A 20211-nucleotide genomic window follows, 5' to 3' on the forward strand; every position below is an offset into this window, starting at 1 on the left:
GTTTTCTGCGCTTCCGGTGCTCACGGACCAGCGCATGACCCCGGAAACCGATTTCGGTTTCCGGAAAGGATCATGCGCCAACCAAAGTGTTAGAGCGTCCTTTGCGCGTCCAATGGACGCGCGGCGCTCTAATGTCCGCTGCGCTCCGGTTCTCGAAACCACCACCATATGACTCGCCGGAGCGACTTTCGAAACAGCCTCTGAGGTCGTAGCTCGCTCTCACGTCCAGAAATAACGCACCGTGTGGAAGAAAACCGGGGCGGCGAAGACCAGGCTGTCGGCGCGGTCCATCATGCCGCCATGGCCCTCGATCAGATGGCCCCAGTCCTTTACCCCCTGGTCGCGCTTGATGGCGGAGGCGACCAGCCCGCCGAGGAAGCCCATCAGGCAGGCGATGAAGGCGACGGCCGCTGCCTGGAGCGGCGAAAACGGCGTCAGGAACGACAGCAGCGCGCCAAGCAGGCTCGACGTCGCCAGCCCGCCGACCAGCCCTTCCCAGGTCTTCGACGGCGAAACCTTCGGCGACATCAGGTGCCTGCCGAACAGCTTGCCGAAGATGTATTGCAGCACGTCGCTGCCTTGTACGGTGATGATCAGGAAAGCGACCAGCAACAAATTGCGGCCATCGAAGCCGGGCACGTCGAGCGTCAGCAGCGCCGGCACGTGGCTGACGCAGTAGACCGAGATCATGACCGCCCATTGCTGCGCCGAGATGCGCTCGAGAAAGCGCTCGGTGTCGCCGTGCAGCGCGGTGATCGCCGGCATCAGGAGGAAGCAGTAGACCGGGATGAAGATGGTGAACAGGCCGTACCAGGCGGTCCATACCAGCCAGTACTGGAATGGGATGATGATGCCGAACATGCCGAGCAGCACCCAATGGTCGCTGCGGCGGCTGTGCGTCAGCGTCACGAATTCGCGCAAGGCGGCAAACGAGATCAGCGCGAACAGGATGGTCATGCCGGCGCGGCCGAAGAAGAAGGCGACGGTGATCGCCACCACCATCACCCACCAGGCGTTGATGCGCTGGTTGAGGTTGACCAGCGTCGGGGACAGCGGCTTCGGCGCGCGCCACGACAGGAGGCCAGCGACCAGGCTTGCCGTGGTCAGCACCGCAGTGAGGCCGACAACCATGATAAGCGTCTCGTGCATTGGCATGTTGTTCTAGTCGTCTCTTGGGACATCGTGGCTGGGAGCGTCGTGGCTGTGAGGATCGTGCCTGGGAGCATCGTGTCTGGGAGCATCGTGCCGGATACCGGATCCGCCACGATCTCCAGCTCTTTGGGCTCGACGCTGTTTGGGCTCGACGCTGTTTTGGTCGCATGATGTTTTTCGGAAAACCGGATTCCACTTTTCCGCATCATGCGCTGGCGGGCGGGGGTTCAGCGCCAGCAGTGTTTGGCGGGCGCGGTCGAGAAAGGCGCGGCGTTCCTCGCCGGGCGCAATGGCGATCGGCGCGCCGAAGACCACCCGGCAGAGCAGTGGCACCGGCACGAACTGGCCCTTGGGCAGCACCCGCGACATGTTCTCGATCCAGCACGGGATGAGTTCGACGTCGGGCCGCGCCATCGACAGATTGTAGAGGCCGGAGCGGAAAGGCAGCAGCGGCTGGTCGGTCATGTTGCGCGTGCCCTCGGGGAAGATGATCAGCGAATGACCCTCGTCGAGCACCGACAGCATGATCGAGATCGGATTCTGCGCCTCATCGGTCCACTGCCGGTGGATGAGCACCGAGGACAGCATGTCCTGCGCGATGAACCGGCGCAGCCGCGATTTTCCCCAATAGTCGGCGGCTGCCACCGCATGGGTGCGGGCGCGCTGCTTCTCGCTGAGGCAGGCCGACAGCAGGATGAAATCGCCGTGGCTGGCATGATTGGCGAAGTAGATGCGCTGCCGGTTCGACGGCTGGCTGCCGTTCCAGATCGGCCGCACGCCGGTCACCGCCCAGGCCAGCGCCGACAGGCCGACCGAGGTCACGGTCTGCAGCAGGGTGAAGCTCCTTGTGCCGAGCTTGCTCATCGTCGGGCTCAGAACGACAAGGCGACGAGGGACGCCGCCACGAACAGGCCGAGTGCGATGCGCTGCTTCATCAGCAGGCGTTGCGTGCCCGCGATGCGCCGGTCGAGCGAGCGGATGCCGGCTGCGGCCGGTTTGACGCGCATGCGCGCCAGCACGTCGTCGACCGAGGCACCGCCGGCGGCCTCGCTGATATGGCTCGCCATCAGCCAGAACAGCAACGCGTCGAAGACAAGCAGGGCCGAGACGGCGAGAGTGACCACGCCGCTCGCTGCCGCGACCAGCCAGGCCGCTGCCGCCAGCGTGATCGCCTGCGGCTGCGCCGCCACGGCAATGACCGGCGCGGCCGCCAACGCGGCCAGCACCAAAAACAGCGGCCACACCGCCTGCGTCATCAGCCCGGCGGCGAACGCTTCGGCGTTGTCTCGATGGGCACTCATGCCGGAACAATCGCTTCAGGTTTGGTGCCGCCCTTTTCCAAATGCTTGCGCCGGCCCTCATCGCCCTGCCGGGCCCTTCTCCCCGTATAGTGACGGGGAGAAGGGGCTGGCCGCGGTGTCGGCGCCATTTCTAAAACGCTGGTGATTGGCGAAACCGCTGATAACGGCACCCCTCTCCCCGTCACTATACGGGGAGAGGATGCCGGCAGGCAGGTGAGGGGCAGCGCCGACTTTGGCAAGTGGCTTTGTCTATTGCTCGAACTGTTCATGCCGGCTGGTCCACGTGAAGATGCACCGGCCGGCCCGCGGTGGCGAGCTTGTTTCGCGCTTGCACCAGCGTGTCGGCGCGGCCGGTGGCAACCAGCCATGCGGCGACGGCGCCGGCGCTGCGCTGGAAGCCAAGCGCACAGCAGACCAGCACAGTGCCGTGGCTGCGCGCGTCCTCGATCGCCGCCACCGCCTGCGCCTGCGCCTCGGGCGAGGGCGGCAAAAGATCGACCATGGCGACAGCCGTCCAGCGGCAGGCGACGCCGCGCGGCCGCTCCAGCTCGCCGGCAAGGTCGATCACCGTGCCGAAGGCGCCGGCCTCGGCGACGGTGGGAAAGCGGCCGAGGAAGACACCGTCGGCAATGGCGACATGCGGCGGCAGCTTGCGCGTCCATATCCATGCATTGATCCTGGCGCCAAGCCGGTGGGGCAGCAGCAAAACACGGCTGGCCAGCGAGACGCTGCCGTCGGCCGTTTTCTGGAACACTTTGGCGCCGGCTCCGGCATAGGCGAAGGCAACGATGGCCAGCGCCAGCGCCGGCCACAGCAGGATGTGCCACAGCGCCGAAACGAAGGCGCCGGCAGCGGCGCCGGCCAGCGCCAGCGCTGCGACCAGCGCGTAGAACAGCGCCAGCCGCCGCGCGCCGGCGTCAGCGGTCAGCCGGAAGCCGGCGAACGGCAATTCGCCGTGGCGCGGAAACAGCCACAAGGCGAAAAAGCCGAGCAAAGCGCCGGTCGGGATATCGATGACATGGTGCTGCCACGTCGTCAGCACCGAGGCACCGATCAGCAGACACCAGGCATGCCAGACGACGCCGGCCATGCTTTTCAGCCGATCGCGCCAATGATCCCAGATGATGACCAGCAGCGCGATGTGCAGCGACGGCGCCTGGTTGAACGGCTTGTCGAAGCCGCCGAGCACCGCGAACATGAAGCCTGGCAGGCCTGATGTCTGCGGCCGCACGAAGGTCGCCGTCAGCGGGAACAGGATGAAAGAGGCGACGGCGACGATCTGCGCCGTGAGATAGCGGAAGGCAAGCCGATCGACGCCGCGCTTGGTATCGTTGAGCAGCAGCGACAGGCCGTAGAACAGGTTGATCGACCAGTAGGGCACGATCGTCCAGGCGATGAACGGGATGTCGCGCTCCCAGGTGAAGACGATGCTGCCGACATCGTCGCGCTGCGACGCCAGCCAGTTGGCGAAGACGTAGCTCGCATAGAAGAACGGCGCCAGGAATGCGAGCCACAGCGCCGCGCGCAGCACGATTGCGGCGTACGGCTCGCGCCCAGTGGCGGAAGGGGCAGGGGCAAGACCAAGGACAGGCAAGACCATGCTCAGACGCGCCGCGCGACCGATACGGTGAAGATGCCCCACTGGTCGATGCGCTGGTCGAGCTTCTCGAAGCCGGCCGCCGCCACCAGCTGGTCCATCTCGCCTTGCGTGCGCCGGCGCATCACCCAGGCCTGGCCGCCGCGGTGCGAGGTCAGGCTGCGCGCGATCATTTCGAGCTGCGGATGCCAGGGCTGGTTGGTGTAGACAAGCAGGCTGCCGGGCTGCATCGCCCTGGCCAGCCCGTCGAGCGAGCGGATGATCATGGCGTTGTCGGCAAACAATTCGTAAAGCCCGGAGACGATGGCCAGGTCCGGCGCCGGCTCGAGCCCGGCAAGCATCGCGGCGTCGAAGGCATCGGCCTGGCGGAACGAGACGCTGGTCGGCAGGTGCCGCTCGGCGATCAGCTTGCAGCCGAGCGAAACGTTGAGCTCGGAGAAATCCTGCAGCCGCACGCTGGCCGGCGGCTCGGCGCATTTGGCGACGGCGTCGAGCACGTAGCGGCCGTGGCCGGCAGCGATATCGACGATATGGACTGTGCGGCCGGCGGCCTTCAGCGTCCCGGTGGCGCTGCCGATCAGCTCTTCGAGATGCAGCTTGCGCTGGCGGATGCCGCGCCAGCCGATGGCGTCGAGAAAGGTGCGGTCGATCATCCGGCCGAGCGGACCGGCGCCCCGCGCCTGGTTCTCGTAGACATAGTCGAGGGTCGAGCCGGAATCGAAGCCGGTGGCGATCCCGGTCTTCATGCCCGACGACAGCCAGGCGCCCGCGCGGATCGAGGCGCGGCTCATTGCCCAGTAGAGGCCTTTCGGTGACAGCAAAGCGAGCGGCGAGGCCAGCCGGTCGGCCTCGTCGCGTGTGTAGCCGGCGCGGTCGGCCGCGGTCAGGTCGACCGGCATCTGCGACGTCGAGAACTGTCTTTCGAGGAACGGCTTGATCAGGTCGAGCGCCTTGCGGCGGTCGCGTTCGCCCAGCGTGTCGTGGAAGAAACCCGGCAGCACATGCCGCTGCTTGGCCGGGCTGGCGAGATTGACGAAGAATTCGTGCTGCGGTCCATGCCGCACAACCCAGTCGCTGCCGGAGATCAGCAATTGCGTCGGCACGGTGATGGCGCGGGCATCTGAGACGATGCGGGCGGCGTGGTCGTAGAGCTCGACCAGGATGTTGGAAGCGATCGGCCGCGTGATCAGCGGGTCGGCCTCGAAGGAGGCGATGCGCTCGGGGTCATGCGTCAGGAACTTGGCCTTGACGTAGGAATTGACGAAGAAGCGGCCCTTGATCTTCTGCCACAGCGCAATGCCTTGCTTGGCGAAAGGCACGTAGAGCTTGACCGAGAAGGCCGGCGAGGCCAGTACCAAGGCGCGAATCTGCGGTGCATAATCATGCACCCAGGCGGCGGCGAGCACCGCGCCGAAAGATTGCGCGATCAGCGCGATGTCGCGCTGGGAAAAACCGTCTCTGCCGATCTCGCGCACCAAACAATCGATGTCGCGCACAAGTGCGGCAAAAGACGGCGCATAGCCGCGCTCGCCGGCCGAGCGGCCATTGCCGCGCGCGTCCCAGGCGTAGAAGGCATGGCCGGGCATATCGAGTTCGTCGACCAGATGCGCCATGCGGCCGCCATGCTCGTGGCCGCGGTGGAACAGCACAATCGCGCCCCTGGCGGGTTGCCCGACCGCCGGCCAGTAGCGGTAGAAGATCTCGGTGCCGTCATGGCTGCGGAAGCTGCGCTCCTGCGCCACCCGCTGCTCAACTGCGGAAGCAGCAATCGTCGGTTCGTGAAGCATTTTTTTCCCCAGGCGGATGCGACCGGAATTTCAGTCGCCGCTCCCGTTAAGGCCGCTGCGTATCCGGTTGATGGCGGTCACCAGCGAGAGTGTAGCCATGGCCGGAAACACGAACGGCGTGATCGCGTCCACCCAGAGGCCGCAGGAAATGAGAAAGGCGACGATGCCGAGCGCCAGCGCCCGATCGCTCTTGCCGAACGGCCCGGCATAATTGCGCCCGGTGCCTGCCGCGATGCCGAGCACGCCGGCGAACTCCACAAGCACTGCTGTGACGGCAAAGGCGACGACGCCCCAGGCAGGGAACAGAGCGGCAAAGGCCAGGATCAGCGCCAGGTCGGAGACGGCGTCGCAGAGCTCGTTGAGATACATGCCGAGTTTTGAGGCCTGGCCATGCTCGCGCGCAAGCATGCCGTCGATGGCGTTGAGCGCCATGCGCGCAAACAGCACCACCGGCATCAGCAGCAAGACCGCGCGATGACCGGCAAGGGCCGCGACCACAAAGCCGGTGGCAACCGACAGGGCGGCAGCCAGCAGCGTGATCTGGTTGGCGGTGACGCCGGCCGCGGCCAGCCGGTCGGCGAGCGGCCGCAGCCTGGCCTGGAAGGCCGGTTTCAGCGCATAAAGCGTCGGCATGTGCGAACCCCCCGGCCGCGGTGCAACTGCGGCGAGAATGATCAATTGGCGCGCAAGACGCAAGGGCGGCCAGCGGTTGTACAGGGTTACGATCAGCAGCGCCCGCCCGGAACCTTTATCCGCAGGCCCTACGGCTTCGGTGCGGCCGCCACGTCTTCAAGGTGGAATTCGCTAGGATCTCTTTCCAGCTTTCGAATAGCGCGGGCCAGCGCCGGCAGGACGGTTTCGCGCGTGCCGTGGTCAATCTGGGACAGTGTCTTGCGTATGGCTTCCTTCCAGGCCGCACCGCGGCCATATGCCTCCATGAAAGCATCGGCCAGATCTTCCGACTGCCGTTGTTCGATCATGGCTTCCATGATGGTTGCAGCCTGCATCTTGTCCTTGCGGCTCTTGGCGGTGCCGTCGTTGTCCGTCCGGCGGCGGCTGGCGATGATGAGCTTATGGATCGCGTACCGTTCGGGCGAAGGCACGTTCACCGGCACGCCGGCGCCGTGCAGGAGAACGGCCCGGATCGGTTCGTATATCAGGAAATCGAGAAAGCGCAGGGGCTGCGCCGACGCGCCACCAAGCGCGGGCATGGTTGTAGGATGACCCTCGTAGTCGGCCGAACCGGTGTTCGGAGTCAGGAATTCGACCCTGTATCCGGAGCGAGACGAGTATTGCGTCGTGAAGCGGCCATCAGCCTGGTGCGGAATCTCTCGGAAAGTCGGGTCGACTTGCCTCAGCGTATCGAGCACGGGTGGCATTTTGTCATCGACGGCCGTCGAGATCGAATGAAACTGCGCAAAATCGGCATCGCCGGTGACCATTGACGTGCTAGGTAGGCGAACGCCAAGGACGGCTGGATAGCATTGGTAAGCGACGGTACCGACCAGGACGCCACGAAGTCTGAAGAAGCCAGCTTCGGCGAGTGCCTGGACAATGTCGCCGGTCTTCCTTTCCGGCCGTGGCAGGTAGGCTTCGCGAACGAGTGTCGAAACCAGTTTTCGCCGCTCTTTGATGTCGGCTTTCAGGTCTTTGAAGTTTTCGACCCTCCTGGTGATTTCAGGATCGTTGACGGGGCCGACATATCTGCGTGTTTTGCCGCCGTCAGGGCTAGGTAGGTCGAGATACCAGTAGCGGCGGCCTTTCACCTCGGCTGTGACAAAGCGGCCGCCGATGTTGAATTCCGTCGAAAACGCGGCGTCCAGCGACCGCTGCGCCAACTCGGAATAGAGCGTCTGGTATGTGTGGGGTATTTGCTGCATGGGCGTTGTTACCGTTTTCGCGAAAAGGGTAATAACACAACTTCGCTGCCACGGCCATCATGAGTTGTTACCGTTTTTGCGAAAACGGTAACAACTGCGCTTAAAGCATCATGAACGCGGATCAAATCGTGCGTCAGCAGTTCGTCTCTTCGTGGCCGCCTGCTCCTCTCTATGTACGCTGTACCGTCGCCCAGTCTTGAATCAAACGGCACATCTGACTTTACAAATAAACTATAGTATGTGAAGTTATGTCCAAGAAAGGTCATCCATGACAGCCAATCGTTTCGCCACACGCCTGAATTCCTTTGCCTCGCGGCCGCAGGCCGAATGGCCGGAGCTTGTCGGCAAGCCGTCCATGCTGCAGATGGCAGCGCGTGCGGCGAAAGTTGCGGGGCTGACCGACCTTGACCTCAACTTTCCCGATCATGTCGATGAAAAACCTGTGGAAATGGCGCGAAAACTCGGCGACATCGGGCTTTCCATCAATGGTTTTGCCATGCGCTACTACTCCAATCCGGCCTTCAAGCTCGGCGCCTTCACCAATCCGGATCCGGCAGTTCGCCGCGAAGCCATCGACCTGACCAAGGCGGGCATCGACGCCGCGCGTGAGGCGGGCGCCAATCTGATGACGCTGTGGCTCGGCCAGGATGGCTTCGACTATGCTTTCCAGGCCGATTACGCGACGCTATGGCAACACGAAATTGATGGTATTCGTGAAGTGGCAGCGCATGATCCCGACTGCCTGATCAGCCTGGAGTACAAGCCCAACGAGCCGCGTTCCTACAGCCTGATGCCCGACGCGGCGACGACCTTGCTGGCGATCCGCGAGATCGGCCTGCCCAATCTCGGCGTGACGCTCGATTTCGCCCATGTGCTCTATGCCGAAGAGCAGCCGGCCTTTGCCGCAGCACTTGTGGCGCGCCACAGCAAGCTCTTGGGCGTGCATCTCAACGACGGCTACGCCAAGCGCGACGACGGCCTGATGGTCGGCGCAGTGCACACGCTGCAGACGATCGAGCTGCTCCGCCAGATCCGCCGCGACGGCTACGCCGGCACCATCTACTTCGACACCTTCCCCGACATGACCGGGCTCGATCCGGTCCACGAATGCGAAGTCAACATCGCCACCGTCAAGCGCATGCTGCGCGTCGTCGACCGGCTGGAAGGGGACAACCGCCTGTCCACCGCCATCGACCGTCAGGACGCGGTCGCGTCGCAAGCCATCATCCAGGAAGCCATGCTCGGGCCGGAGAACTGAGGCTCGGCCTCAAAATCGTTCAACAAGGGAGGAAAGACCATGAAATTTCTGCTTGCCACCGCCACCGCTGCGTTGATGGCGCTGTCCATCGGCTCCGCCTATTCCACCGACCTCGCGCCGCTCAATTCCGACACCGAAAAGGACCGCATCGACTGGTCGCAACTCGAGGCCAAGTTCGGCGCGTTGCCCAAGCTGCCCGACGGCACCAGGGCGGGCGCCGTCTCCAAGACGCTGACCAACGAATACTGGCGCTCGCTGGGTGAGGGCTACAAGTCGTTCGGCGATCGCGTCGGCGTTCCGGTCGTCTATCAGGCGGCGCAAAGCGAGGGCGACCAGCTCGGCCAGCTGACAATCGCCGAAGGCCTGGTCACGCAAGGCTACAACGTGCTGCTCGTCTCACCGCAGACCGACTCCAACCTGCAGCCGATCATGGAACAGGCCAAGGCCGCCAACGTGCCGGTGGTCAATGTCAATGACGCGGTCATCCCGCAGGCCGAGCACTATGTCGGCAATGTCCAGCGCGACAATGGCGTGCGCGTCGCCAAATGGTTCATCAAGAACCGGCCGGATGGCGGCAAGGTCGCCATCGTCGAAGGCCAGGCCGGCGTCTATGCCGCAGTCCAGCGCACGGATGGCTTCAAGACCACGATCACCGAGACCGGCAAGTTCGAGGTCGTCGCCAGCGTGCCCGGCAACTGGGATCGCCAGACCTCCTACGACGCTGCCAGCAACATCCTGCAGCAGCACCCCGACCTGATCGGCTTCTATGCCAACAATGACGGCATGGCACTGGGCATCGTCGAGGCGGTCAAGGCCGCCGGCCTGCAGGACAAGGTCGCCGTCTTCGGCACCGACGGCATCTCCGACGCCTATGCCTCGATCCGCGCCGGCGAGCTGACCGGCACTGTCGATAGCTTCCCGGTGCTGACCGGCGAGGTGGCGCTGGAATCGGCGCTGCGGCTGGTGGCCGGGCAGAAGCTGCCGCGCGTCGTCGCCACGCCGCAGGCGCTTATCACCAAGGACAATGCCGACCGCTATTCCGGCGCCGGCGACGCCGTGCGCAAGGCGCTGCTCGAGGACGCGGCGGCGGGCAATTAAGAGCAGGACTGCGGGTGCCGGCCGGGCTGGCGCCCTTTGCCTGGAGAATAGAACCAATGTCTGTCCCGCGGCTGCAATTCGAGGGCATTTCCAAGGTGTTTCCGGCGGTGCGGGCGCTGAGCGATGTGTCCTTTTCCGTCGGCGCGGGCGAAATCCATGGCCTGCTCGGTGAGAACGGCGCCGGCAAATCGACGCTGCTGCGCATCCTGTCGGGGGTCTACAGGCCGACCGCCGGAAGCGTGCTGATCGACGGCAGACCGGTGGCGCTGAACAATCCGGTCGCGGCGCGCGCCGCGGGCGTCGCCATGATCCATCAGGAATTGCAGCAGGTGCCGCATCTCAGCGTCGCCCAGAACATGTTCCTCGGCCATCCGCTGACGCGCGGCGGCATCTTCGTCGCCCGCCGCGAGCAGGAACGCCGCGCCGCGGAAGCCCTTGCCGCCCTCGATCCGACCATCGATCCGGCAGTCCCGCTCGGCAGCCTGAAGGTTGCGCAGCGGCAGATCGTCGAGATCGCCCGGGCGCTGCTCGATCGGGCGCGCGTCGTGGCGATGGACGAGCCGACATCGAGCCTGACGCCGAGCGAGTTCGAGCGGCTGGCCGAAGTCATTGCCGGGCTGGCGCGCGACGGTGTCGCGGTCGTCTATGTCTCGCACAAGCTGGACGAGGTGTTCGGCATCTGCCAGCGCGCCACAATCATGCGCGACGGCGTCGTGGTCGGATCCGTCGATCTGGCGCAAATGTCGGAAAAAGCCGTCGTTTCGATGATGGTCGGCCGCGAGCTTGCCCAGGAACAGCACCGTTCGCACATCTCGAGCGAGGTCAGGCTGAGCGTGCGTGGCCTCGCCTCGGCGACAAAAGTCCGTAACGTCTCGTTCGACCTGCACCGCGGCGAGGTGCTGGGCATTGCCGGCCTGGTCGGCTCGGGCCGCACCGAACTGCTGCGGCTGCTGGCCGGCGCCGACCGCGCCTCGTCGGGCAGGGTCGAGATCGACGGCAAGGCCATAAAACTCGCCAATCCGCGCGACGCCATCGCCGCCGGCATCGGCCTGGTGCCGGAGGAGCGCAAGCGCGAAGGCATCGTGCCGTTGCGGTCGATCTCCAGCAATATGGCGCTGGCCTCGATGGGCGTGTTCGCACCGCGCGGCGTTATCGATCACACCAGGCTGAAACGGGTCGCGGCCGAGAAGATGAAGCGGGTCAATTTGCGCCCGTTCCTGCTCGACCGGCCGATCCGGCTGTTCAGCGGCGGCAACCAGCAGAAGGCGATCATCGGCCGCTGGCTGGCGGCGGGAACGCGCATCCTTTTGTTCGATGAGCCGACGCGCGGCATCGATATCGGCGCCAAGGCGGAGATCTACCATTTGATCGAGGAGCTTGCCGCCGAAGGCCATTCGGTCGTCGTCGTGTCGTCCGAGCTTCCCGAGGTGATCCGGCTCGCCGACCGCGTGCTGGTCATGCGCGATGGCACGGTCGCCGCCGAGCTCGACCGGGCTGATCTCAGCGAACAGGCGATCGCGGCGCACGCCATACCCCAATCGGAGACGCAAGGCCGGCAAGGCGCAAGGCCATCGGGCCAGCAAGGCATAACGGACAGGACGAGCGGATGACTGATGTAACCGAACACACAGCAGCGCGCCCACGGGCTGAATTCCTGCACCGGTTTTCGTTGCGCGACGCCGGCACGCTGATCGGCCTGGTGGTGATCCTCGCCGTCTTCGGTGCGCTGGTCCCGGGCTTCTTTGCCGAGCGCAATTTGATCAACATCCTGCAGCAGTCGAGCATCAACGCCTGCCTGGCGTTGGGCATGACGCTGGTGATCATCTCGGGCGGCATCGATCTGTCGGTCGGGCCGACGGCAGCCCTTTCGGCCGTCATCTCGGCCTCGATGCTGGTTGCCGGCGTGCCGTTCCCGCTGGCCATCGCCGCCGGCTTCGCCATCGGCCTCGTCTGCGGCCTGCTCAATGGCGTGCTGGTCGCCTATGTCGGGCTGCAGCCTTTCATCGTCACACTGGGAACGCTCAGCACCTACCGGGCGCTGGCGCTGATCTATACCGGCGGCAATCCGGTGCTCGGCCTGCCAGCCGGCTTCCGCGCCATCTTCAACGGCTCGCTGTTCGGATTGCCACTGGCGGTCATCATCGTGGCCGTGGTCGCGCTGATCGCCTGGATCATCCTCAAGAAGACGCCTTTCGGCGAATATCTGCTCGCCGTCGGCGGCAATGAGGAGGCGGCCTACATAGCCGGCGTGCCGATCGCTCGCACCAAGATCGCCGCCTACATGATCTCGGGCCTGCTGGCGGCCCTTGCCGCGCAGATCCTGATCGGACGGCTGGGTGCCGCTGAGCCCATTCTCGGCAATCTCTGGGAGCTCGATGCCATTGCCGCGGCGGCCATCGGCGGCGCCTCGCTGATGGGCGGCAAGGGCAGCGTCGTCGGCACCATCCTGGGCGCCGTCATCCTCGGCACCATGCGCAACGGCCTGACGCTGATGAATGTCCAGTCCTTCTATCAGCTCTTGGCAACTGGCCTTATAATCCTCGCCGCGATGCTCATCGATCGCGTGACGAGGGGACGTGGATGACCTTGACCAGCCTGGATCTGAAAGCAGTAGGACCGCGGATCCGCATGATGATGCCGCATTTGACACCGCTCGAGGCGAAGGTGGTGGAAACCGTGTTCGGACGGCGCGGCTTCGACGAGACCATTCCGCTCAAGCAGATCGCCGAAGAAGCCGGCGTGTCGGAGGCGATGGTGGTGAAGATCGCCAAGAAACTGGGCTTTTCCGGCTATCGCGACTTCCGCACCGCGGTTTATGAATACAGCCGCCTGCCGACCGCCGAAATGCACCAGGAACTGTCGGTCGACGACAGCTCGGCCGAGATCGTCCAAAAAGTGTTCCGCACCTCGATCCAGGCGCTGGAGGAAACGCTGGCGATCCTCGACATGGACGATTTCGACCGCGCCGCCGATCTTTTGTACCGCGCCAGGAACCGCGATTTCTATGGCGTCGGCGGTTCGGCGCAGATCGCGCGCGACGTCTCGCACAAATTCCTGCGCATCGGCATCCGCGCATCCGTCTACGACGATTCGCACATGATGCTGATGTCGGCCTCGCTGCTCGGCGCCGACGACATCGCGGTCGGCTTCTCGCATTCCGGCAACACCAGCGCCGTCATCGATGCCATCCATCTCGCCCGCAAGAGCGGTGCGCGGACGCTGGCGATCACCAATTACGACAACTCGCCGCTGGCCGCCGTCGCCGACATCGTGCTGTGCTCGACCGCGCAGGGCTCGCCATTGATGGGCGAGAATGCGGCGGCGCGCATCGCCCAGCTCAACATTCTCGACGCGCTGTTCGTCGCGGTGGCACAGCGCGACTACCAGGCGGCGGAGCGCAATCTCGGCCGCACGATGTCGGCGGTGACGTCGAAACGCCGGGACAAGGGCGGTTCATGAAAGATTGGGGCGGCTCATGAAAGATCGGGGCAAATGACGGCTCCGCTGGTCACCGTGTTCGGCAGCCTGCATTACGACATCATGGTCGAAGCGCCTGACCGCCCGCGCAAGGGCGAAACCGTAACCGGCCATGCCTGGCAGCCGAAATGCGGCGGCAAGGGCGGCAACCAGGCGGTCTCGGCGGCGCGGGCCGGCGTGCGCTCGGCAATGATCGGCGCCGTCGGCGATGACGATTTCGGCCGCGCGCTTGTCGGCAATCTCGCGCGCCGCGGCGTCGACAGCCGCTTCGTGCGGGTCGCACCTGGCGCCGGCTCGGGCATGAGCGTGGCGATCTTCGACGCCGGCGGCGATTATGGCGCGGTGATCGTCTCGGGCAGCAATCTCACCTTGGGCGAGAACGACATCGTGGCCGCGACCGAGATGGTTGCGCAAACGGCGGTGCTGCTGCTGCAGAACGAGGTGCCGGAAGCCGCCAACATTGCCGCAGCGCGGGCGGTGAAGGCGCATGGCGGCCGCGTCGTGCTCAACGCCGCCCCCGCGCGAAAACTGTCCGGCGAATTGATCGCACTCACCGATATCGTCATCGTCAACGCCATCGAGGCGGAATTTTTGGCCGGCGTTGCGGTCGTCGATACGCTCGAGGGTGCTGCCGAGGCGGCACGCATGCTGATCGATTTCTACCCGGCGGCGATCGTCACGGCCGGCGGGGAGGGCGTTGCCTATTGCGGCCGCGACGGCCAGGCGTTCGAGCGGGCCGCCCTTCCGGTGAAGGTGGTCAGCACCCATGGCGCCGGCGACGAGTTCGTCGGCGCGTTCGCGGCAGGCCTTGCCCGCGGCCATCGGGTCGAGGCCGCACTTGCTGCCGCCAACGCCGCCGCGGCCTTGCTGGTCGCCACGCCGGAACGGCAGCGCGAGGCGATCTGAGACGGGTGGCTGCCGCCTGCGCCCGCGATCGTGACAAGCGGATGGGGGAGGACTTTTCGCTCGACTCCGACAGGCCGATAAAGCCGACAATTGATACGAAAGCCCGCCACCCCCATGGGATGGCAAGGGGATGACGGGCTCCGTAGCCTGTGCGCCAGGAACGCCACGGTAGCGACGCTGCTACTCAATGCTCCGTAGATACTCACTATGCGGCCTTCGCGCCGTCAGGCGCATCGGCCGAACAAATGAAGCCCGCGCCTTTGGCGGAGCGCGCGGGCCGATCGGGATGCAGCCCGATCGGCAGCCGGGGCGCGGCTTGCGCGTCCGGCTGCCGATGTCGTCAGTGCTTGCTCTTGCCGGGGCTGGCGGCACTGCCACTGATGGCGATGCGCTTGGCTTTCGTCCGTGCGCGCTCCGTCTTGGGCAGCGTCACGGTGAGCACGCCGTTATGGAAGGCGGCGTTCACCTTGTCCTCCTCGACCTCGTAGCCGAGCGGGATGCGGCGCTCGAAGCGGCCGTAGAACCGCTCGGAGAACTGCCTGTCCTTGTCTTCGGTCTCGGAGCGCTTCTCGCCACGCAGCGTCAGCACGCCGTCATCGAGCATCACCTCGACGTCCTTTTCGTCCATGCCGGGAATTTCCGCGGTCACGCGGATCTCCTTCTCGCCGTCGGCGATTTCAACGCTCGGCCAGCTGCCGCGCGCCGACGAAAATCCGCTGAGCATCGGCATGCGCGTTTCGAAGCCGCGGAAGGCGTCGTCGATCAGGCGGTTCATCTCGCGATGCAACGCCATGAACGGGTCGCGGTCCTCGTCACGATAGAAGCTGGGAACCGGACTGTTCTCCCGGCCCCAGGGTATGAGATCACGAATAGCCATTGCTGTTCTCCTTTCTCGACTGGTTGTGTCAAAGGCGAACGCCAGAGATCGCCTTCGCTCAGGCGGCCTGCTTCGGCTTCTCGACCTGTCCGGCCTTCGGCGCGCCGTCTTGCTTGGCGATCGTGATGCGACGCGGCTTCATCTCTTCGGGCACTTGGCGCACGAGGTCGATCGTCAGCAGGCCGTTATTGAGCGAGGCGCCGGTGACCGTCATGTGATCGGCAAGCTCGAAGCGCCGTGTGAATGGTCGCACCGGAAGGCCGCGATGGAGATATTCCACCTCGTCCTGTTCCTTGCGCTCGCCCGAGACGATGAGAAGGTTCGGCTCGTGGCTGATGTCGAGATCGTTCTCGGAAAAGCCGGCGACGGCGATCCTCACCCGATAGGTGTTCTCGTCGCTTCGCTCGATGTCATAGGGCGGCCAGGTTTCGACTGCCTGAGGCGCGTTTTCCAGCAGGTTGAAGATGCGGTCGAAACCGATGCTCGACCGATAGAGCGGGGAAAAGTCGAATGCGGTTCTCATAGCTACATCCTCCGTGGAGCAACATAGTACGAGGGGCGCCAAAGAGCTTGGCGCTCCCTGGGTTCTGCCGGTCCCATTCGGCAACCGGCAATTTTCATTTGGTTATTGTCAGGCCGAAATCAAGACCCAGATTCTGTCCCGCTGCCAGAATTTTTGTTGCCGGATTGTACTGGTAATGCCGGTTTCAACCGTCGTTTGAGGGTCGCGCCGGCACGCCGCATGGAGGACATCATGACCATGACACGCGACGACATCATTTCGGTGCTGGGCCCGGTCGACGACGCCGTGATCGCCGACATCGCCTCGACCGGCGCGACGATCGAAGAGTTGCGCGAGGCCTTTGCCTGGGTCGGCGCCGATGAGGCGCTGGTCAACGAGGGCCGCCCGCTGCCGTCGGCAAGGGTGGCGACGCTGATCGGGCTTCTTGAACCGCCGGACGACGACATATAGCGCCGGGTTTCGGCAAGCAGACTGGGAGACAGGGGAGGTCTTGAAGCGTGCAGCCATACGAACCATCTCGTCAGTCGGGCTCAGATCGGGCCGCCTTCCTGGTTATTCTCAAAAAGAAAAGGAGGAAGTGATGAACGACGTCCCATTTTCCGAGCCGATCACGCTGAAGCTCCAATCCGTCGGAGAGCGCAAGGTCGCCAGCAGCTGGGAAGCCATCGAATGCATGCAGCAATGGCCGGACCGGGCGCGCGGCCGCAACTGGCGCGCAGCCTATCGCGCCTGCCGCGACGCGCTCGACGGCTGGCGCACCGCCCGCGAGGCGCGCACCGCCTTCGTCAAGGCGGCGCGCGCCGCCGGACTGCTGGTCACGGGACGTAAATCCACCTGAATATCAATCCACCTGAACGCCAATGATCCTGAAGCCGGGGGAACCTGAAGCCGGGGCGGACGCGCTGTGCTGCAGAGGCGGCGCCCTTTCATGAAAAGCGCCGCCTTTTTTCTATTTCACTGCAGCGTAATGACGCCGTCCACCGCCCGCCATTCGGAGGGCTGGATCAGACGGTGATGGGCGACGCGCACAGAATGCAGCGGGCCCTCGATCTCACGTTCCCAAAATTCGAGGAAATGCTTCAGCGTCGGGAAATCCGGGGCGATGTCGTATTGCTGCCAGATGAAGAGCTGCAGCAGGTCCCGATAGTCGGGAAGACGATAATGGATCTCTGCCGTCGTCAGGCCAAAACCCTGCATCTGGAGCCGGAATTCGTTGCTGACCTGGAACTCATTGCCGACCATGGCCGTCTCCTTTCCGAACGATCAGGCGTCCATCCTCCGCATGCAAAAACGCCTCCGCTTCCTCATCGGTTCCGCCCGCCGGCAGACGGTGCCGGGATCGACGACGATGTCGGAAGGTTGCGCCCCGATTTCAAGCCGCATCCGTCGTTTCAAATCCTGAAATAGCGCCATTATTACAGTGCGTTATTACAGTGCGTTGGCACTCGACAACGGCGAGTGCCAAAATTTTTTCGGCGTCCTCTTGAAAGGCTGGATAGGCAGACTAATTCGATAGGCGCGTGATGCCTGAGCAGGGGTCGCGCACCGTCGCACCGACCCACTGGTCGGCTGCGAAGGGAGGTCCAAGAAAATCTGTTTGTCCCATGAGGAGAACGACATGGCGTTCCGTCCATTGCATGACCGTATCCTGGTCCGCCGCATCGAGGTCGACGAGAAGACCGCTGGCGGCATCATCATTCCTGACACAGCCAAGGAAAAGCCGCAGGAAGGCGAGGTCATCGCCGCCGGCCCCGGCGCGCGCGACGATAGCGGCCAGTTGCAGCCGCTCGACGTCAAGGTCGGCGACCGCATCCTGTTCGGCAAATGGTCGGGCACCGAGATCAAGCTCAACGGCGAGGACCTGCTCATCATGAAGGAAAGCGACGTGCTGGGCGTGATTGAAATGACCGACCAGATAAAAAAGAAGGCCGCCTGAGTGGGGCCTGAACAAGCCATCAGTCAACGTAAGCTGCCTATTTGAAGGAGTTATCCAATGGCTGCCAAGGATGTGAAATTCCATACCGAAGCTCGCGAGAAGATGTTGCGCGGTGTCAACATCCTCGCCGACGCGGTGAAAGTGACGCTCGGTCCCAAGGGCCGCAATGTCATCCTCGACAAGTCGTTCGGCGCCCCGCGCATCACCAAGGACGGCGTTACCGTCGCCAAGGAAATCGAGCTTGAGGACAAGTTCGAGAACATGGGTGCGCAGATGGTGCGCGAGGTCGCCTCGAAGACCAGCGACGTCGCGGGCGACGGCACCACGACCGCTACCGTTCTGGCGCAGTCGATCGTCCAGGAAGGCGCCAAGGCGGTTGCCGCCGGCATGAACCCGATGGACCTGAAGCGCGGCATCGACAAGGCGGTCGACGCCATCGTCGCCGAACTCAAGGCCAATGCCCGCAAGGTGACAAGGAACGACGAGATCGCCCAGGTCGGCGCCATCTCGGCCAATGGCGATGTGGAGATCGGCCGCTTCCTCGCCGAAGCGATGGAAAAGGTCGGCAATGAGGGCGTCATCACGGTCGAGGAGGCCAAGACCGCCGAGACCGAGCTCGAAGTGGTCGAGGGCATGCAATTCGATCGCGGCTATCTCAGCCCCTATTTCATCACCAACCAGGACAAGATGCGCGTCGAGCTCGAAGAGCCCTATGTGCTGATCCACGAGAAGAAGCTGTCCAACCTGCAGGCCATGCTGCCGGTGCTCGAAGCGGCAGTGCAATCGAGCAAGCCGCTGCTGATCATCGCCGAGGATGTCGAAGGCGAGGCGCTGGCGACGCTGGTCGTCAACAAGCTGCGCGGTGGACTGAAGGTCGCGGCCGTCAAGGCGCCGGGTTTTGGTGACCGCCGCAAGGCGATGCTGGAAGACATTGCCATCCTGACCGGCGGCACGGCCATCAGCGAGGATCTCGGCATCAAGCTCGAAAACGTCACGCTGGAGATGCTCGGCCGCGCCAAGAAGGTGCTGATCGAGAAGGAGAACACCACCATCGTCGATGGTGCCGGCCGCAAGGACGAGATCCAGGCACGCATCAGCCAGATCAAGGCGCAGATCGAGGAGACCACCTCCGACTATGACCGCGAGAAGCTGCAGGAGCGGCTGGCCAAGCTCGCCGGCGGCGTCGCCGTCATCCGCGTCGGCGGCTCGACCGAGGTCGAGGTCAAGGAGCGCAAGGACCGCGTCGACGACGCCATGCACGCCACCCGCGCTGCGGTCGAGGAAGGCATACTGCCTGGCGGCGGCGTGGCGCTGCTCAGGGCAGCGAAGGCGCTCGACAATGTCGCCGTCGACAACCCCGACCAGAGGACCGGCGTCGAGATCGTGCGTCGCGCCATCGAGCAGCCGGTGCGCCAGATCGCCGAGAATGCTGGTGCGGAAGGTTCGATCATCGTCGGCAAGCTGCGCGAGAAGACCGAATTCGGCTATGGCTGGAACGCCCAGACCAACGAGTTCGGTGATCTCTACGCGCAAGGTGTGATCGACCCGGCCAAGGTGGTGCGCGCCGCTCTGCAGGACGCCGCGTCGGTCGCCGGCCTGCTGGTGACCACCGAGGCGATGGTGGCCGAGAAGCCGAAGAAGGAAGCTGCCGCACCGGCAATGCCCGGCGGTGGCGGCATGGACTACTAAGGTCAGGCCTCCAAAGCGAGGCTTCTGAACGGCAGATGGACCGTGTCCGCCAAAGCGGGCACGGTCTTGCCGGTCCGGACCAATGCGGAGCAGGTGTTGCCATGGATGTGATGGACAGTTTTGGAAAGATCGCGGCGCCGACCCGCCCGAAGAACGATTTCAACTATGAAACCGATTGCAGGGCGGCGCTGGCACCCTTGGTCGACGGCTTGCTGGATATGGCCGAGCAGGCCGGCTGGGATCGCCGCAAGGCAGCCTATACGCTGATGTTCCTGTCGGCCCAACGCGTCGGGGCCGGCCAGGAGGAGCGTAAATGATTGCCGCGCGGGCGCGCATGCCTGCGCCTGTTGGAGACAGTTGAACCGGAAGGGAGAGTGTCATGGACCGTTCTTCTTTTGAAAAGCCGGTCACCATTCTTACCGGCCTCGGCACGCCGATCAGGATAGAAAGCGCGGTGTGGCCTATGCGCTGCTTGGCGACTGGCCGCGGGCGAGCCGGACGGCCGCGCACGACATCGCCGCCAAAGCCTGTCGGGCGGCGATGGACGGAGAGATCGACGCCGAGACGGCACGGGCGACCTTCGTGGCGTTCGCCCGCCGCAACGATCTTCTCGCGCCGCAGACGAGTTCTACGGTTGCGGGTGGACTGGTCATCGATTGGGCAACGCGTTCGCAGCGTGTCAACGCACCGGCGTGAACGCGCTTTTCTTTCCTTCTCCCCTTGTGGGAGA

General features: G+C 64.4%; 21 protein-coding genes and 1 pseudogene. 12 read left to right on the top strand and 10 right to left on the bottom strand.

Features of this window, described 5'->3' with window-relative positions; translation table 11 throughout:
• Positions 1-219: 219 nt before the first annotated feature.
• The 7 genes and pseudogenes from BLT09_RS26940 to BLT09_RS26970 all read right to left on the bottom strand — a co-directional run bounded on the left by BLT09_RS26940 (position 220) and on the right by BLT09_RS26970 (position 7717).
• Positions 220-1149 carry a phosphatidate cytidylyltransferase gene (locus BLT09_RS26940; protein ID WP_091598842.1) on the bottom strand — a complete coding sequence of 310 codons (930 nt, stop codon included), beginning with the start codon at positions 1147-1149 and terminating at the stop codon, positions 220-222.
• Positions 1150-1356: 207 nt separating this feature from the next.
• Positions 1357-2016: pseudogene (locus tag BLT09_RS26945) on the bottom strand (lysophospholipid acyltransferase family protein); the annotation flags it as partial.
• Positions 2017-2024: 8 nt separating this feature from the next.
• A complete protein-coding gene (locus BLT09_RS26950) occupies positions 2025-2453 on the bottom strand; it encodes a hypothetical protein (RefSeq protein WP_091598845.1) in 429 nt (142 codons plus the stop codon).
• Between the two features lie 265 nt (positions 2454-2718).
• Positions 2719-4053: a phosphatase PAP2/dual specificity phosphatase family protein gene (locus BLT09_RS26955; RefSeq protein WP_091598848.1), complete on the bottom strand. Its 1335-nt coding sequence runs from the start codon at positions 4051-4053 to the stop codon at positions 2719-2721.
• 2 nt (positions 4054-4055) lie between these two features.
• Positions 4056-5837 (bottom strand): bifunctional alpha/beta hydrolase/class I SAM-dependent methyltransferase, encoded by a 1782-nt coding sequence (locus BLT09_RS26960; protein ID WP_091598851.1) that lies wholly within the window; start codon positions 5835-5837, stop codon positions 4056-4058.
• Between the two features lie 30 nt (positions 5838-5867).
• Positions 5868-6470 (bottom strand): CDP-alcohol phosphatidyltransferase family protein, encoded by a 603-nt coding sequence (locus BLT09_RS26965; RefSeq protein WP_091598854.1) that lies wholly within the window; start codon positions 6468-6470, stop codon positions 5868-5870.
• A gap of 128 nt (positions 6471-6598) precedes the next feature.
• Positions 6599-7717, bottom strand: a complete 1119-nt coding sequence (locus BLT09_RS26970; protein WP_091598857.1) for a nucleotidyltransferase family protein — start codon at positions 7715-7717, stop codon at positions 6599-6601.
• A 268-nt stretch (positions 7718-7985) separates the two neighbouring features.
• On the opposite strand from BLT09_RS26970, the gene BLT09_RS26975 reads away from it, so the two are divergent.
• From BLT09_RS26975 to BLT09_RS27000, 6 genes are read left to right on the top strand one after another with little or no spacing between them, the layout of a single operon-like run.
• Positions 7986-8975 (top strand): TIM barrel protein, encoded by a 990-nt coding sequence (locus tag BLT09_RS26975; RefSeq protein ID WP_091598860.1) that lies wholly within the window; start codon positions 7986-7988, stop codon positions 8973-8975.
• Between the two features lie 39 nt (positions 8976-9014).
• The gene (locus BLT09_RS26980) at positions 9015-10073 is read left to right on the top strand and encodes a sugar ABC transporter substrate-binding protein (RefSeq protein ID WP_091598863.1); all 1059 of its coding nucleotides are present in this window, start codon (positions 9015-9017) and stop codon (positions 10071-10073) included.
• A 56-nt stretch (positions 10074-10129) separates the two neighbouring features.
• On the top strand, positions 10130-11683 hold the full coding sequence (locus BLT09_RS26985) for a sugar ABC transporter ATP-binding protein (RefSeq protein WP_091598866.1): 1554 nt from the start codon (positions 10130-10132) through the stop codon (positions 11681-11683).
• Positions 11680-12657 (top strand): ABC transporter permease, encoded by a 978-nt coding sequence (locus tag BLT09_RS26990; protein ID WP_023799047.1) that lies wholly within the window; start codon positions 11680-11682, stop codon positions 12655-12657. The genes BLT09_RS26985 and BLT09_RS26990 overlap by 4 nt, the downstream gene beginning before the upstream one ends.
• Positions 12654-13532 carry a MurR/RpiR family transcriptional regulator gene (locus BLT09_RS26995; protein ID WP_091598869.1) on the top strand — a complete coding sequence of 293 codons (879 nt, stop codon included), beginning with the start codon at positions 12654-12656 and terminating at the stop codon, positions 13530-13532. The genes BLT09_RS26990 and BLT09_RS26995 overlap by 4 nt, the downstream gene beginning before the upstream one ends.
• A 33-nt stretch (positions 13533-13565) precedes the next feature.
• Positions 13566-14456 (top strand): ribokinase, encoded by an 891-nt coding sequence (locus BLT09_RS27000; protein ID WP_091598872.1) that lies wholly within the window; start codon positions 13566-13568, stop codon positions 14454-14456.
• Positions 14457-14796: 340 nt separating this feature from the next.
• Here the strand turns inward: BLT09_RS27000 and BLT09_RS27005 are convergent, their stop codons facing one another.
• Positions 14797-15333, bottom strand: coding sequence for an Hsp20/alpha crystallin family protein (locus BLT09_RS27005; protein WP_023799044.1), 537 nt, complete (start codon positions 15331-15333; stop codon positions 14797-14799).
• A gap of 58 nt (positions 15334-15391) precedes the next feature.
• The gene (locus BLT09_RS27010; protein WP_091598875.1) at positions 15392-15856 is read right to left on the bottom strand and encodes an Hsp20 family protein; all 465 of its coding nucleotides are present in this window, start codon (positions 15854-15856) and stop codon (positions 15392-15394) included.
• A gap of 231 nt (positions 15857-16087) precedes the next feature.
• On the opposite strand from BLT09_RS27010, the gene BLT09_RS27015 reads away from it, so the two are divergent.
• Both BLT09_RS27015 and BLT09_RS27020 read left to right on the top strand, forming a co-directional pair.
• Positions 16088-16306, top strand: a complete 219-nt coding sequence (locus BLT09_RS27015; RefSeq protein WP_023799042.1) for a hypothetical protein — start codon at positions 16088-16090, stop codon at positions 16304-16306.
• Between the two features lie 130 nt (positions 16307-16436).
• Complete coding sequence (locus BLT09_RS27020) at positions 16437-16694, top strand: DUF982 domain-containing protein (protein ID WP_091598879.1); 258 nt, start codon at positions 16437-16439, stop codon at positions 16692-16694.
• Positions 16695-16810: 116 nt separating this feature from the next.
• On the opposite strand, the gene BLT09_RS27025 is transcribed toward BLT09_RS27020, so the two are convergent.
• Positions 16811-17098 (bottom strand): usg protein, encoded by a 288-nt coding sequence (locus BLT09_RS27025; protein ID WP_091598882.1) that lies wholly within the window; start codon positions 17096-17098, stop codon positions 16811-16813.
• Between the two features lie 376 nt (positions 17099-17474).
• Here BLT09_RS27025 and BLT09_RS27030 point away from each other — a divergent pair, with 376 nt between their 5' ends.
• The 4 genes from BLT09_RS27030 (at position 17475) to BLT09_RS27045 (ending at position 20177) form a co-directional block, all read left to right on the top strand.
• Positions 17475-17792: a co-chaperone GroES gene (locus BLT09_RS27030; protein ID WP_023799038.1), complete on the top strand. Its 318-nt coding sequence runs from the start codon at positions 17475-17477 to the stop codon at positions 17790-17792.
• A gap of 57 nt (positions 17793-17849) precedes the next feature.
• Positions 17850-19481 (top strand): chaperonin GroEL, encoded by a 1632-nt coding sequence (gene groL, locus BLT09_RS27035; protein ID WP_091598885.1) that lies wholly within the window; start codon positions 17850-17852, stop codon positions 19479-19481.
• Positions 19482-19516: 35 nt separating this feature from the next.
• Positions 19517-19798, top strand: coding sequence for a hypothetical protein (locus tag BLT09_RS27040; RefSeq protein WP_236473730.1), 282 nt, complete (start codon positions 19517-19519; stop codon positions 19796-19798).
• A gap of 139 nt (positions 19799-19937) precedes the next feature.
• Entirely contained in the window at positions 19938-20177 is a 240-nt protein-coding gene (locus tag BLT09_RS27045; protein WP_329608818.1) for a DUF982 domain-containing protein, read from the top strand.
• Positions 20178-20211: the final 34 nt, after the last annotated feature.

The organism is Mesorhizobium muleiense (assembly GCF_900099905.1).
Lineage (GTDB): Bacteria > Pseudomonadota > Alphaproteobacteria > Rhizobiales > Rhizobiaceae > Mesorhizobium > Mesorhizobium muleiense.

Coding starts and splice junctions, on each gene's coding strand:
- BLT09_RS26950 (WP_091598845.1), bottom strand. CDS start 2,453: ATGAGTGCCCATCGAGACAACGCCGAAGCGTTCGCCGCCGGGCTGATG.
- BLT09_RS26975 (WP_091598860.1), top strand. CDS start 7,986: ATGACAGCCAATCGTTTCGCCACACGCCTGAATTCCTTTGCCTCGCGG.
- BLT09_RS26940 (WP_091598842.1), bottom strand. CDS start 1,149: ATGCACGAGACGCTTATCATGGTTGTCGGCCTCACTGCGGTGCTGACC.
- BLT09_RS26965 (WP_091598854.1), bottom strand. CDS start 6,470: ATGCCGACGCTTTATGCGCTGAAACCGGCCTTCCAGGCCAGGCTGCGG.
- BLT09_RS27040 (WP_236473730.1), top strand. CDS start 19,517: ATGGACCGTGTCCGCCAAAGCGGGCACGGTCTTGCCGGTCCGGACCAA.
- BLT09_RS27005 (WP_023799044.1), bottom strand. CDS start 15,333: ATGGCTATTCGTGATCTCATACCCTGGGGCCGGGAGAACAGTCCGGTT.
- BLT09_RS26970 (WP_091598857.1), bottom strand. CDS start 7,717: ATGCAGCAAATACCCCACACATACCAGACGCTCTATTCCGAGTTGGCG.
- groL (WP_091598885.1), top strand. CDS start 17,850: ATGGCTGCCAAGGATGTGAAATTCCATACCGAAGCTCGCGAGAAGATG.
- BLT09_RS27010 (WP_091598875.1), bottom strand. CDS start 15,856: ATGAGAACCGCATTCGACTTTTCCCCGCTCTATCGGTCGAGCATCGGT.
- BLT09_RS27020 (WP_091598879.1), top strand. CDS start 16,437: ATGAACGACGTCCCATTTTCCGAGCCGATCACGCTGAAGCTCCAATCC.
- BLT09_RS26955 (WP_091598848.1), bottom strand. CDS start 4,053: ATGGTCTTGCCTGTCCTTGGTCTTGCCCCTGCCCCTTCCGCCACTGGG.
- BLT09_RS26980 (WP_091598863.1), top strand. CDS start 9,015: ATGAAATTTCTGCTTGCCACCGCCACCGCTGCGTTGATGGCGCTGTCC.
- BLT09_RS27030 (WP_023799038.1), top strand. CDS start 17,475: ATGGCGTTCCGTCCATTGCATGACCGTATCCTGGTCCGCCGCATCGAG.
- BLT09_RS26960 (WP_091598851.1), bottom strand. CDS start 5,837: ATGCTTCACGAACCGACGATTGCTGCTTCCGCAGTTGAGCAGCGGGTG.
- BLT09_RS26995 (WP_091598869.1), top strand. CDS start 12,654: ATGACCTTGACCAGCCTGGATCTGAAAGCAGTAGGACCGCGGATCCGC.
- BLT09_RS27000 (WP_091598872.1), top strand. CDS start 13,566: ATGACGGCTCCGCTGGTCACCGTGTTCGGCAGCCTGCATTACGACATC.
- BLT09_RS26985 (WP_091598866.1), top strand. CDS start 10,130: ATGTCTGTCCCGCGGCTGCAATTCGAGGGCATTTCCAAGGTGTTTCCG.
- BLT09_RS27015 (WP_023799042.1), top strand. CDS start 16,088: ATGACCATGACACGCGACGACATCATTTCGGTGCTGGGCCCGGTCGAC.
- BLT09_RS26990 (WP_023799047.1), top strand. CDS start 11,680: ATGACTGATGTAACCGAACACACAGCAGCGCGCCCACGGGCTGAATTC.
- BLT09_RS27025 (WP_091598882.1), bottom strand. CDS start 17,098: ATGGTCGGCAATGAGTTCCAGGTCAGCAACGAATTCCGGCTCCAGATG.